Raw genomic sequence first — 12,976 nt, forward strand, 5'->3', positions numbered from 1 at the left:
TTGAGTGGGGGGGAATTTCCATGGTTCGCTCGTTCGCTATCAGCTTCGCATTCGCCTCGCTTGCACTTGCCTCGACCGCATTGTCCGGGAGCGCATACGCTCAGGCGGGCGGCGGCAAGATACCGGTCACGGTCAGCAATTTTCCCAGGGCCGAGACCGATCATTATCTCGCGACCAACGCGAAGGTCGCAGGTGGACTGGGCAAGTTTTATCACGCCCGCGAGCCTGCCTCGATCGATGATCAGACCGTCATTCGCATGAACCGCGACACCCTCTATTCGTTCGCCGTCTTCGATCTCAGCGGTGGCCCGGTCACGCTGTCGCTGCCCAATGCGGGCAAACGCTTCATGTCGATGATGATCGTCGACCAGGATCACTATGTGCCGATTGTCGCATACGGCACCAAGCCGATCATGCTGTCGCAGAAGTCTGTCGGAACGCGCTATGCCTTCGCGGCGGTCCGGACGCTGGTCGATCCGAATGATCCCAAGGACATGGCCGAGGTGCATCGGCTTCAGGACGGCATCAAGGTCAGCCAGAAGGACATCGGCAAACTCGATCTTCCCAACTGGGATGGAGGCAGCCTCACAGAGGTCCGCAACGCGCTGCTCGCGCTGGCGAAGCATCAGACCTCTTTCCGGGGAGCCTTCGGAGCCCGCGGCCAGGTCGACCCGGTCCAGCACTTGATCGGTACGGCAGCCGGATGGGGCGGAAATCCTGACAAGGACGCCAGCTATGCGAGTTTCACCCCTGCGAAGAACGATGGCAAAACGACCTACTCCGTCACCGTGCCACGCAACGTCCCCGTGAAGTCGTTCTGGTCCGTCAGCGTCTACAATCCAAAGGGCTTCTTCGAGAAGAACGCCTACAACGCGTATTCCATCAACGACATCACCGCGAAGAAGAACGGGGATGGCTCGACCACGATCCAGTTCGGCGGCTGCGACGGCAAGATCCCCAACTGCCTGCCCATCGTCGAGGGCTGGAATTACACAGCGAGGCTCTATCGCCCGGACCAACCCATTCTCGATGGGAAGTGGACGTTCCCGGAGGCCAAGGTTTTACAGTAGGCGCTGGGCCGACAGCTCACGGCCGGCTTCCTCCCGGCAATAAGAACCAGCTCGCTGCCGGAGCGCCTGCCACGCGCTCCGGCATGACAGCCGCTGCGCAATCCTCTAAGCCGACGCGCGACATGAGATTGCGCCACACCTGATGCTGTTCAACTCCTTTGCCTTCCTGCTGGCCTTCCTGCCTTTGGCGCTTGGCCTGCACTGGCTCGCCGAGCGCTTTGCGCCGCGAGCCAGGCTGCCCGTGCTCGTCGCCCTCTCCTTCGCCTTCTACGGCTATTGGGACTGGCGTTTCGTGCCGTTGCTCGCGCTGTCGATCGTGCTGAACTGGCTGGTTGCGGAGGCCTTCCAGAAGACCCGGGCGGGCGGGCTGATCACGCTGGCGATCATCGCCAACCTCGCGGTGCTGGGCCTGTTCAAATACCTCAACTTCTTCGCCGACCTTGCCGGGATGATTCCCGGCTTGCCTGCGGTGAAGTTCGATCTGGCGCTGCCGCTCGGGATCTCGTTCTTCACCTTCCATCACGTGATGTATCTCACCGATCTCAGGCGCGGGCAGGCTCCGCGCTACGATCTGGTTCGCTACGCCCTCTACATCGCCTTCTTCCCGCAGGTGCTGGCGGGGCCGCTGGTGCGCTGGCGCGAGATCATGCACCAGTTCGACGAGCGCCCCTATCAGCGCCCCGATGTCGCCGAGCGTTTTGGACGTGGCCTCCTGCTACTGACCCTGGGCCTGGGCAAGAAGGTGCTGCTGGGAGACCCACTGGCCGAATACGCCAATCCGGTCTTCGCGGCGGCGGCGGCGGGGAAACTGGTCAGCGTCGCGGACGCCTGGCAGGCGACGCTGGCGTTCACATTCCAGATCTATTTCGACTTCTCGGGCTACACCGACATGGCTCTGGGCCTGGCGCTGCTCTTCGGCATCGTGCTGCCCCAGAATTTCGAGGCCCCCTATCGCTCGCTCGGCATCCAGGACTTCTGGCGCCGCTGGCACATGACGTTGTCGCGCTTCCTGCGCGACTACCTCTACATCGGCCTCGGCGGCTCCCGGCATGGCCTACCGACGCAGGTTTGGGCGCTGTTTGCGACAATGGCGTTGGGCGGGCTCTGGCATGGCGCCGGCTTGACGTTCATCGCCTGGGGCGTTGCGCATGGCCTCGCGCTGATCGCGGCGCTGTTCTGGCGCCGTGCCGGACTGTCGATGCCGCGCCCGCTCGGATGGCTCCTGACCTTCCTGTTCGTGGCCCTCTGCTGGGTGTTGTTCCGCGCCCCGAACTTCGAAGCCGCCCTGCTGATCTACAAGGGGCTGCTCGGATTCGCTCCGCTCGGCTCGGGCATGAAATGGCGGGCGTTGGTACCAGCCGCAGCCTTTGCCATCCTCGGTCCCACGGCCTGGGTTCTGGTACAGAAGGCCCCGCCCTCGCGCTGGATCGCAGTGCTGGCCGGAATGCTGATGGTCATCGTGCTGCTGAAGATCGGCGAAGACGCCAATTACGAGTTCATCTACTTCCAGTTCTGAAGTCGAGCCGATGCGAGACCTGACACAGACGCGCTGGGCACTTTCCGCCTCGCAGAATCACTCAGCGTCACCCGTCACCGGTTCGATTCTGCGGCTCTTCACCCTCCAGACCGCTGTTTTAAGCGCCTCAGACCATGGTTTAGCCTCATATTGGCGCACCGCAACCAGCTGAATCTAAACGCAATTCACTGGAAAGCGACCAAGCGTCATCACAACCGGTTGACGAGTCGAGCCAAGCCGATTGTTACCGTAGACGTCCCTCGCTATAAGGGCGCGAAATCGGCGGGCCTCCAACGGCAAAGCCGGCGGGCGCTGGCCGGTAGACCAACTCAGAGAGTGCGCCTATGTCGAAGCAAATTACCCTCGACGCGGACTATAAACCCTCCGACGACGAGCCGTTCATGAACGAGCGGCAGCGCGAGTATTTTCGCGGCAAGCTCATGTCCTGGAAGAACGAGATTCTCAAGGAGGCCAAGGAAACCCTCGTCACGCTGCAGAGCGAAAGCGAGAATCATCCTGACGTCGCCGATCGCGCCTCATCCGAGACGGATCGCGCCATCGAGCTGCGCGCCAGAGACCGGCAGCGCAAGTTGATCGCAAAGATCGAATCGGCGATCGCGCGGATCGACGAAGGCTCCTACGGCTATTGCGAAGATACGGGCGAACCGATCTCGCTGAAGCGCCTCGAAGCCCGCCCCATCGCGACACTGTCTCTCGAAGCGCAGGAGCGTCACGAGCGCAATGAGCGGGTCTTCCGCGACGACTAGCTCCGGGCCTCGCCTGAAGCTGCATTGACTGGAATACCGGGAGCGGAGATTCCGAAGCCCCGCGCGGGAGGCGCGGGGCTTCTTTTTTTGGCCGCCAGCCTGGTGGCTTGGGGAGCGTAGCGGGCGGCCGGGATGAAGCATCGGCCCGGGACGTTCGGGAAAAGCCGATGCAGGTGTCGGCGGCCCGGGAGGAACCGCCTGCCGAACGACACGGGGGAATGCGGGGAGCGTTCCGCGTCGTTCGGAATGGGGAGCGTGGTCGGTACGCGATCAGAAGGGCAGCAGGACGTCCATCACCTGCTGGCCATAGCGCGGCTGCTGGACATCGGTGAGCTGGCCGCGGCCTCCATAGGCGATGCGGGCCTGGGCGATCTTGCTGGATTCGATGGTGTTGTCCGACTCGATGTCCTCGGGCCGGATGACGCCGGCGACGATGAGCTCGCGAACCTCGAAGTTGACCCTGATCTCCTGCTTGCCCTCGATCACCAGATTGCCGTTGGGCAAGGTCTGCGTGACTACGGCGGCGACATTCGTGGTCAGCTGCTCGGCGCGGCGCACCGAACCCGATCCCTCGCTCGAGCCCTCGGAATCGAGTTTGAGCAGCGAGCCCGCATTGGCGCCCTTGGGAAGAACCGACCCGAGCTTGTTCTCGAAGCCGAGGATGTTCTCCGCTCCGAAATCCTCGCCGTTCTTGCGCGAGCGCTTGGTGGTGTTGTCTAGCTGCGCGCGGTCGGTGATCTTGACCTTGACCGTGACGAGATCGCCGACCAGTCGGGCGCGCTGGTCCTTGAAGAAGGCGCGTGAGCCTGTCCGCCACAGCGAATTGGGCGCGAAGGACGCGTGTTCCATCGCCGGCATCGGCATCTGGACGGGCTTGTAGCCCTTGACGGCGGTCGGGTCCTCGACGGGCGAAAGCGCCGGCGGCTGGCCGATCTGTGCGAGACGATCGGCCGTGGCGCAGGCGCCGAGCGAGGCGCCGAGAGCGAGGACGCTGGTGAGCTTGATGATCGTGTTGAGGGTCATAATCTGGATTCCACGACGGAATTAGCGGGCGGAAGCGAAACGGCCGGCAGATGTCGCCCGGACGGAGACCTTTCCGGGCCCGCTCACGGTCGCCTGCAGGACGCGCTTCGACTGGGGGTTCGTGACGGAAATGACATCGCCCATGGCGCCGGCCTCGCCGGCCTTGCCACGCATGGTGATGAACAGTCCGGGGGTCTCGTAGACGATGGTGACGAGGTCGCCCTTGCCGACGATCTCCTCGCGCTGCACGTCGCCCGCCCGCAGGGGCAGGCCGACGGCCAGCGAACGGCGCGCCACCTTGTCGACAGCAGCTCTGGCGTCTGCCAGCAGGTCGGTGGTCATGCCGTCGCGCGGGCGGCGCTCCACCATGACGTCGTTCGGGCTCAGGGTCTCGCCGCGCGCAATTGCGCGCCTCGGTACGACGACGTCCACGGTCTCGACCAGCACGCCGGAAATCCGCACCGGCTTCAGGCGCATCGCGACGCTGCCGGGCACCGAGACACGGGCCTGCACGCGCCTTGTGCGCGGATCGTAGCCGAGATCGACGACGCCGACCTCGCCAGTCAGCTCGGGCTCGACAGCAACGCTCGGCGCGCCGCCATCGATGGTCAGCGCGAAGGCACGGGCATCGACGCCGAAGCGCTCCTGCAGGCCGGTCTTCACCGCCATTTCGAGATCGGTCGCCACGATGCGGCGCGCCGCCCGCGTCACCACGACCTGCGCGAGGCCATGGCTCAGCAGATCGCCGGGCTCGCGGATGACGCCAGCAGCTTGCGCACCCTCGATGATCCGGCTGACCTGGATCGTGCCGGTCTCGCCAAGCGCCGGGGCGCGGAAGGCCGGCATCGCCGCCACATCCGCCGGCAGACCCGAGATCAGGTCGCCATAGCTGATGAGGTCGCGAGACAGCGTCAGCTCGGGGCGCAGTGCAAGCTTGCCGGAGCCCTGCGGCGCCACGGCGGGACCGGTCGAAAGCGTGGCCACGACGACCGGCGCCGCGGCGGGATGGGGCTGGGCGGCGAGAGCTGCGGTCGAGAGCAACGCTGCGACCAGGGGGGCAAGGGTGCGGATCATGATGTCTGGTCCCGCCTCAGCCACGGAACATCTGCGTCGTCGCCGACATCATCTGGTCGGCGGCCGTGATGACCTTGGAGTTCATCTCGTAGGCGCGCTGCGCCGCGATCAGCGATGACAGCTCGGTCACGGCCTGGACGTTGCCTTCTTCCAGGTAGTTCTGCTGCAGCGTGCCGAAGCCCTCGCCGCCGCCGACACCGTCGATTGCCGGGCCTGACGCCGCGGTTTCGACGAAGAGGTTGTCCCCGATCGACTCCAGGCCGACCTTGTTGATGAAGCGTGTCAGCTGGAGCTGGCCCAGCTGCTGCGGCGCGGTCTGCCCGGGGATGGTAACCTCGACTGTGCCCTGCGAATTGATGCTGACGCTGGTGGCGTTGTTGGGGATCGTGATGCCGGGCTCGACCTGATAGCCGTCGCGGGTGACCAGCTGGCCCTGCGCGTCGAGATCGAACGAGCCGTCGCGCGAATAGGTCGTGCGGCCGTCGGGCATCCGGACCTTGAAGAAGCCCTCGCCCCGGATCGCGACGTCGTACTGCTTCTCGGTCGGGGTCAGGTTGCCCTGGGTCATGACGCGGCCGGTAGAGACCGTCTTGACGCCGGAGCCGATGAAGGTGCCGGCAGGAACCTGCGTCTGCTCGGAGGTGGCCGAGCCGGCGCGTCGGAAGTTCTCGTAGAGAAGATCCTGGAAATGGACGCGCTGGCGCTTGTAGCCGGTGGTGCGCACGTTGGCGATGTTGTTGGAGATGACCTGGACGTTGAGTTCCTGGGCCATCATGCCGGTTGCGGCAGTCTGCAAAGCGCGCATGGGCTTGCTCCTCGTTCGGGTCAGGCCTGCTGGTCGGCCAGGCGGGAAATCGCCTTGCTGCGCAGCTCGTCAATCTTGGTCATCATGTTGGCCGTGCTCTGGTAGGAGCGCTGGACCTCCATCAGGCGGGTCATCTCGACCACCGCCTTGACGTTGGAGCTCTCGATCGCGCCCGTTTCGAGCTGGGCCAGCGGCCCGGCCGGCTGGGCCGGCTGGGCCGAGGAGAACAGGTTGTTGCCGTCGCTGACCAGCGCACGGGGATTGTCGAAGCGGACCTGCCGAAGCTTGCCGCGAATGCCCTGGTCGGAAGAGACGGTGCCGTCGGCCGCGATCTTGGCGTCGGTCTCGCCGGCGCCGAACTGGATCGGGCCGCCTTCGCCGAGAACCGGCTGACCGGTCTGCATCACCAACTGGCCCTGCGCATTGATCCCCAGCGAGCCTGCGCGGGTGTAGCGCTCGCCATTGGCGGTCTGCACGGCGAGGTAGTTGTCGCCGCGCAGGGCAACGTCGAGGGGGTTGCCGGTACGCTCCACGGCGCCCTGGCTGAGGTCGATCGGCGTGCCCTTGTCGATGACATAGGACATCGGCCGATCGGCGGGGCTGAACGCCTCACCGCTTGCAACCGGCATGATGAATTCGTTGAAGCGCGCCGAGCGCGACTTGAACCCGTTGGTGTTGGTGTTCGCCATGTTGTTGGCGATGACATCCAGCTCGCGCGCCAGAGCCATCTGACGCGACAGGCCGACGAGAAGCGAGTTCTCCACGGCATGGTCTCCCGATTGTGTCCCGCGACAACTTCGACGCTCCCCAGCGCAGTCACCGCACTCAGACATCCGCAAACGGCGTGCCAACATGGTTAAATCAGCTCAACGCACTGTTATCATTATATAATAAGAGACGTTTCTGCTGCGCGACGCCTCGGCAAATCTCGACCACATGGCAGAAACAGCCCGGCAAGAATTGCCGTCCTTAACGAGGCGTTAACCGTGATTGCTCAGGGTGTTGCATAGGGACTCGGGCATCACCGCGCGCGTCCGGGCCCAAGGCGCATGAGCAATGGCGAAGAAGCCGACCAAGACCGATGACGAGGGCGGCGCCGGCGAAGAGGCGTCCAAGGGCGGCAAGAAGAAGCTGATCCTGATCGGCGGGGTCGTGGCCCTGCTCGCGCTCGGTGGCGGCGGCTGGTTCTTCATGAAGAAGCCGTCCGCCGAGCAGCTTGCCGCCGAGGCGGCAAAGGCCGCCAAGAAGCCCGCGACCTTCGTCGAGATGAAGGACATGATGATCGGCATCTCCGGCGGCGGCCAGCAGGAGCGCCAACCCATCATCAAGATCAAGGTCGTGCTTGAGATCGCGGACGCGAAGGTCTCCGAGGACATCAAGCCGCTTCTGCCGCGCGTCGAGGACGCCTTCCAGGTCTTCATGCGCGAGCTCAGGCCCTCGGATCTCGAGGGCTCGGCCGGCATGTACCGGCTGAAGGAAGAGTTGCTGCGCCGCGTCAACGTCACGGTCTACCCCTCCAAGATCGACGCGGTCCTGTTCAAGGAACTGCTGGTCCAGTGAGCCCTCAGGCCTCTTTCCCGGCCAGCACGACAGATACGAGATGACGAACAGACAATGAGCAACGAAGACCTCGACAAGACCGGCACGCTGCCCAAGGACGCCCCCCTCTCCCCGGAAGGGATGGCGGCCGAATGGGCGACCATGCCGGACATCGTCGAGGAGGAAGGCGAACAGGAAGGCGGTACCGACCGCCTGATGTCGCAGGACGAAATCGATGCGATGCTCGGTTTCTCGCCCGGCGACGAGAACAGCGCCCGCAACGGCATCCAGGCGATCGTCGACTCCGGCTCGGTCGCCTATGAGCGCCTGCCGATGCTCGAGATCATCTTCGAGCGCATGGTGCGCCTGCTTTCGACCAGCCTGCGCAACTTCTTCACGGACAATGTCGAGGTCACCCTCGAGAGCATCCGCTCGGTGCGCTTCGGCGACTACATCAACTCGATCGCGCTGCCCTCTATGCTCTCGGTGTTCAAGGCCGAGGAGTGGGACAATTTCGGCCTGATCACGATCGACTCCTCGCTGATCTATTCGGTGCTGGACACGATGTTCGGAGGCAAGCGCGGCCAGCCCGCGCCACGCGTCGACGGCCGCCCCTTCACCTCGATCGAGATCAACCTGCTCAAGCGCGTCATCGCGCTGATCCTGAGCGACGCCGAAGCCGCCTTCCAGCCGCTCTCGCCGGTGACCTTCACGGTCGACCGCATCGAGTCCAACCCGCGCTTCGTCTCGATCTCGCGCCCGGCGAACGCCGCCATCCGCGTCGAGCTGCGCTTCGACATGGAAGGGCGCGGCGGCTGCCTGCACCTGCTCCTGCCGTATGCCACGATCGAACCCATTCGCGAGTTGCTCCTCGAGAGCTTCATGGGCGAAAAGCTCGGGCGCGACTCGATCTGGGAGAATCACCTCGCGACCGAAGTCTGGCAGGCAGACGTCGCGGTGACATGCGTTCTCCACGAGGCCAAGATGCCGCTTAAGCGCGTGATGAAGCTCGAGATCGGCGACACGCTGATGTTCGACGCCCGTCCTGACTCCGTCGTCGCCCTGCGCTGCGGCGACTTCATCGTCAGCGAGGGTCGGATCGGCCGGGTCGACGACAAGATCGCCGTCCAGGTCGTCAGCCCGCTGCGCCGGTCGAAGACGACCATCGCCGCCTTCGACAGCGCCACCAGCCATCTCGGCAATCCTTCCTGAGCCCCGCGAGTTCGCCTGCCATGACGATCACACTCTTCGCCGATGCCCTGGTTGCCTGCCTGCTCGTGGCCACGATCATCACCTGCTACATCCTCGCCAAGCGCATCGAGCGCATGAAGGCCGACGAGGCCGGCATGCGCCAGACCATCGGCGCGCTCATCACCGCCACCGACACCGCCGAGCGGGCCATCTCCGGGCTCAAGGCGACGCTGGGCGATTGCGACCGCACTCTGGCCGAGCGCCTGCGGACGGCCGAGCGCTATGCCGCCGACCTCGCCGCCCAGGTCGAGGCCGGCCAGACCGTCATGGACCGCATCGGCCAGATCGTCAGCGCAGCCACCCTCGTCGCAGCCAAGACTGCCGAGCCCCCCGCGCCCGAACCGACCTCGGTCTCGCGCATGACCAGCGCGGCCGAGTCCGCCGCCGCGATCCGCATGCGCGCGGCCCGGCGCCTTGAGGGCCAGGCCGCGTGATCGAGAAGCCCCGCCTTATTCCTGCAGTCATCCTCGGCGCCATGGGTCTCCTGGCGCTGAAGCTGCTTGCCTGGACGGCGGAATCCTATCCCGGCAAGGTGCCGGCCAGCCCCCCCGCCTTCGCGACCCAGGCCGCGCAGCCGGCCAAGCCCGAAGTCTGGGGCCTGGCCAAGGTGATCGCGCGGGCCCATGCCCCCGACAGCTTCATGGACCCCGAAACGACGGGCTCGGTCCCCACTCCCGATCCCAAGAAGGAGAAGGAGACAGCTGAGGCCGATGCAGCCCGCGCCAACAACCCCGCCAACAAGGCCGGCATCGCCAACGGCACCGCGAAATCGGTCTCGCCGGCCGAGAAGGCGTTGCTCGAACGGCTGGGCGAGCGGCGCGAGGAAATCGAGACGCGCATGCGCGAACTCGACATGCGCGAGCGCTTGCTCGACACCGCGGAGAAGAAGCTCGATGGCCGCGTCGGCGATCTCAAGCAGCTCGAGGACAAGGTCGACAGCCCCAAGGCCAAGCCGGCCGAGGAGGAAGCCAAGGCGATCAAGAATCTGGTGATCATGTACGAGACCATGAAGCCGAAGGACGCCGCGCGCGTCTTCGACCGGCTCGGCCTCGATGTTCTGGTCCCGGTCGTGCAGCAGATGAACCCGAGAAAAATGTCGGACGTGCTCGCGGCCATGTCGCCAGACCGCGCCGAAAAGCTCACCGTCGCCCTGGCCGCAGGCCCGCGCGAGCGCCGCGTCGCAAACGATCTCCCCGCCCTCGCCGGCAACGAACTGCCCGCGATCGCCCCGCCGCCGCGCCGGTGAGGCGCGACTGAGGACGCAGGACGGTTGTGCGGCCTGCCCCAGCGAAAGTGGATGGCAAGCTCATCCTTCAGCCTAGCGCAATCGGCTGAAAGCGGATCAAGCCGCCGGTTGAGCCTCCGGGAACTTCCACTTGCCGTTCAGGATCTCGGAACGGGCGCGATAGAGGCGCACCGTGTAGTTCCAGCCCTTCATGATCGGCAGGCAGTTGACGATCTTCCCGTCGCAGCCGCCGAACTGGACGGTCACCGAGCCATCGGGGCTCTTCTTGGAGGTGACGTTGTTCAGCGTATAGGCGTTGAGGTCGTTCTTCTGGAAATAGCCATCGGCGTTGTAGAGGCTGATCGACCAGAAGCCGTCTACAGGCACGTCGCCCAGCTTGAGCCTGTAGATCGTGGTGCCATCGTTCCTGGCAGGCGTGTAGTTTAGGTACATCGCGTCCTTGCGCGGGTTGCCACCCCAGGTCGTCGCAGCCGAGATAAGACGCTGGACGGGGTCGACCTCGTTCTTCATGCCGAAGGAGCGGCTCGTGTCGGTCAGGGTCGTGCCAAGGACGATGAGCGCGTCGCGGACCTTCTTCTGGCTGACAGGATCCCATTTCGGTGTTTCGAACTTGCCGGGTCCCTTGGGCTGCTCGACCTTCAGGCCGTCCTGCAATGCGTGGACCCGCTTGATATCCTCGGTATCGGTTGGATCGACGAAAGTCCGCACGCCCGCGATCATGTAGCGCGTGCCGACTTCCTTACGGGTGTAGGTGCGCTTGGCAGGGGCATACACGGCAGCGCGGGAGTATTGGTCCTCGTCCAGGACCTGCATGGCCATGAAGCGCTTGCCGGAGTCGGGAAGCGTGATGGTGACCGGCCCGGCGTCGAGATCCACGACCATCGCCGAGTACAGTGTGTCGCGGTTCATGCGGATGATAGGCTGGACATCGATCGAGGCGAGTTCGCGGTGATGCTCGAACTTTCCGAAGCCATTCTCTTTTAAAGCCACCGTGCCGAAGTACAGGTCCGTCTCGGCGCGGATAAAGTTCTCGACCGTCACGGGGATCGCGCCATCGGACTGCGCATTCGCCGCGCTGCCCAGCCCCACCAGGCCGGCGGCAACGGTGGCCACGATCACAAGCTTCGCGTTCATCGCCGTTCTCCTCAGTTGACGATCTCGACGTCGGGGAGTGTCCAGGTCTTATCGAAGAACACCTTGGTCGGCGCATAGGCCCGGAACATGATCTCGAACCCGTGCTGGGGCTTGGTTGGCACCCAGTTCTTATCCTTTCCAGGGGGTGCCGAGGGGCCGAAAAACACGTCGACCGAGCCGTCGGTGTTTTTCTGGATCTCGGAAATTTGCGACGAACGACTGGCGCGCGGCATGTCTCGGATCAGGGCGTGGGTCACGCGGTCGTAGGCGGTCAACGACCAGTATTGCCGGACCGGCGGATTGGGCGGCACCGTCAGGCGGTAGGTCTTCCCGCCATCGAATGGATTTCCGTCCTTGTCCTTCAAGGCGACCAGGTAGAACTGCCCGGTGCCAAGGCGTTTGATGCCGACGAACGCATAAGTGTACGTCATGCCGCGTGCGTCGACCGGGTATCTGTCGGGATCGTTGAAATCCTTCTGGACCGCCGCGATCATCTCTGGCGATGCCAAGGACTTCCATTGGCTGTCGCGATAGAAGGTCGGAAGGCCGCTGGCGTAGCGCGCCTCGAGCCAGGCCTGCGCTTCCCGGATGCCCGCCTCCAGCGCAGCCTTGGTGGCTGCATCGGGGGCGAAAGGCCTGCCCTTCTCGATACCGAGCGTACGCAACACATCGATCATGGCGCGATCGCGCGCGAGCCACGGCTCGTTCTGGACGATCCGGTCGAGCGAGGTGAAGAAGCTCGCATCATAGCGAATGGTCGAGTCGAATGTGACGTCGGCCGCGTCGCTAAAGACGGTGGGTGGCGGTGAGGCGGCTTGCGACAGCGGATAGACCCTGACCCGCTTGCCGTAGGCGACGGATTTGGCGATGTCGGCAGCGCCATGGCTTTTCAGGTTGGAGCGCAAAAGCGCGTAGCCGCCAAAGGTCGTTGAGCGGAGGACGATGTAGCCCCTTGGTACGGCCTTGTTGAAGCCGGGAGGTAACAGGAGGTATTTCCCTCCCTTGCCGGCGTCGGCCCCGGACGGGCCGGCGTCTTCGAGCGGTGCCTGCCAGAAATCCACGATGTTGGCGTTCAGCGATCCATCCGGGCCTGCTGGCGGAATTTCCAGGACGATCGGGCCTTTCCTCGTGTCGTAGAAGCCCTGGAGATAGATGGCGTCGGGATTGGGGGTCAGCGTCTGGTTGCGCCAGTCGAGCGGCCGGGACCACAGGAGGACCTGATTGACCTTTCCCGGTGTCTCGATCAGCATCTCCTGGAGCATCAGGTCGGTATTGACGGCCGCCATGCCCCAGTTGACCGCCTCGACGGCTCGTCGCTCGATTGCTCGTCGAGTCAACTGGTCCGGTGCCGGGGATTGTGCGCCTGCTGCGGCAATCGCTGCAAATGTTGCAATCGACGAAATGATCCACCGCTGCATCGCATCACCTCATGCCAAGGGATTGCTGATCGCTCCCGTGATGCTAGCTCGCCTGCCCTGGCAATTCCAGATTGCAAACTTGGCGGTGACGGGCTGGAGCGGAGCCACAGCGGTCGCTCGCTACTCCCCTGAC

13 protein-coding genes are annotated in these 12,976 nt (G+C 64.5%); 7 read left to right on the plus strand and 6 right to left on the minus strand.

Annotated elements, in window-relative coordinates; genetic code table 11:
* Window positions 1-20 precede the first annotated feature (20 nt).
* The 3 genes from AC1D2L_RS20005 (at window position 21) to dksA (ending at window position 3,353) form a co-directional block, all read left to right on the plus strand.
* Entirely contained in the window at window positions 21-1,070 is a 1,050-nt protein-coding gene (locus tag AC1D2L_RS20005; protein WP_476847653.1) for a DUF1254 domain-containing protein, read from the plus strand.
* Window positions 1,071-1,212: 142 nt separating this feature from the next.
* The gene (locus AC1D2L_RS20010; protein ID WP_476847654.1) at window positions 1,213-2,586 is read left to right on the plus strand and encodes an MBOAT family O-acyltransferase; all 1,374 of its coding nucleotides are present in this window, start codon (window positions 1,213-1,215) and stop codon (window positions 2,584-2,586) included.
* A 344-nt stretch (window positions 2,587-2,930) separates the two neighbouring features.
* Entirely contained in the window at window positions 2,931-3,353 is a 423-nt protein-coding gene (gene dksA / locus AC1D2L_RS20015) for an RNA polymerase-binding protein DksA (RefSeq protein WP_476847655.1), read from the plus strand.
* 270 nt (window positions 3,354-3,623) lie between these two features.
* On the opposite strand, the gene flgH is transcribed toward dksA, so the two are convergent.
* From flgH to flgF, 4 genes are read right to left on the minus strand one after another with little or no spacing between them, the layout of a single operon-like run.
* The gene (flgH, locus tag AC1D2L_RS20020) at window positions 3,624-4,376 is read right to left on the minus strand and encodes a flagellar basal body L-ring protein FlgH (RefSeq protein WP_476847656.1); all 753 of its coding nucleotides are present in this window, start codon (window positions 4,374-4,376) and stop codon (window positions 3,624-3,626) included.
* A gap of 21 nt (window positions 4,377-4,397) precedes the next feature.
* Entirely contained in the window at window positions 4,398-5,450 is a 1,053-nt protein-coding gene (gene flgA / locus AC1D2L_RS20025; protein WP_476847657.1) for a flagellar basal body P-ring formation chaperone FlgA, read from the minus strand.
* A 16-nt stretch (window positions 5,451-5,466) separates the two neighbouring features.
* Entirely contained in the window at window positions 5,467-6,255 is a 789-nt protein-coding gene (gene flgG, locus AC1D2L_RS20030) for a flagellar basal-body rod protein FlgG (RefSeq protein WP_476847658.1), read from the minus strand.
* Between the two features lie 20 nt (window positions 6,256-6,275).
* The gene (gene flgF / locus AC1D2L_RS20035) at window positions 6,276-7,019 is read right to left on the minus strand and encodes a flagellar basal-body rod protein FlgF (RefSeq protein WP_476847659.1); all 744 of its coding nucleotides are present in this window, start codon (window positions 7,017-7,019) and stop codon (window positions 6,276-6,278) included.
* A 292-nt stretch (window positions 7,020-7,311) separates the two neighbouring features.
* Between flgF and fliL the strand changes: the two genes are divergently transcribed.
* Genes fliL through AC1D2L_RS20055 form a run of 4 tightly spaced genes read left to right on the plus strand, consistent with a single transcriptional unit; the run spans window position 7,312 to window position 10,291 of the window.
* The gene (gene fliL, locus AC1D2L_RS20040; RefSeq protein WP_476847660.1) at window positions 7,312-7,815 is read left to right on the plus strand and encodes a flagellar basal body-associated protein FliL; all 504 of its coding nucleotides are present in this window, start codon (window positions 7,312-7,314) and stop codon (window positions 7,813-7,815) included.
* Window positions 7,816-7,869: 54 nt separating this feature from the next.
* Window positions 7,870-9,006, plus strand: coding sequence for a flagellar motor switch protein FliM (gene fliM, locus AC1D2L_RS20045; protein ID WP_476847661.1), 1,137 nt, complete (start codon window positions 7,870-7,872; stop codon window positions 9,004-9,006).
* Between the two features lie 20 nt (window positions 9,007-9,026).
* Entirely contained in the window at window positions 9,027-9,479 is a 453-nt protein-coding gene (locus AC1D2L_RS20050; RefSeq protein WP_476847662.1) for a DUF6468 domain-containing protein, read from the plus strand.
* On the plus strand, window positions 9,476-10,291 hold the full coding sequence (locus AC1D2L_RS20055; RefSeq protein ID WP_476847663.1) for a MotE family protein: 816 nt from the start codon (window positions 9,476-9,478) through the stop codon (window positions 10,289-10,291). Before AC1D2L_RS20050 ends, AC1D2L_RS20055 begins: the two co-directional genes overlap by 4 nt.
* A 96-nt stretch (window positions 10,292-10,387) precedes the next feature.
* On the opposite strand, the gene AC1D2L_RS20060 is transcribed toward AC1D2L_RS20055, so the two are convergent.
* Both AC1D2L_RS20060 and AC1D2L_RS20065 read right to left on the minus strand, forming a co-directional pair.
* Window positions 10,388-11,425: a DUF1254 domain-containing protein gene (locus AC1D2L_RS20060; RefSeq protein WP_476847664.1), complete on the minus strand. Its 1,038-nt coding sequence runs from the start codon at window positions 11,423-11,425 to the stop codon at window positions 10,388-10,390.
* Between the two features lie 11 nt (window positions 11,426-11,436).
* On the minus strand, window positions 11,437-12,843 hold the full coding sequence (locus AC1D2L_RS20065; protein ID WP_476847665.1) for a DUF1254 domain-containing protein: 1,407 nt from the start codon (window positions 12,841-12,843) through the stop codon (window positions 11,437-11,439).
* Window positions 12,844-12,976 lie beyond the last annotated feature (133 nt).

This window comes from Allobosea sp. P1_B10 (genome assembly GCF_056406735.1).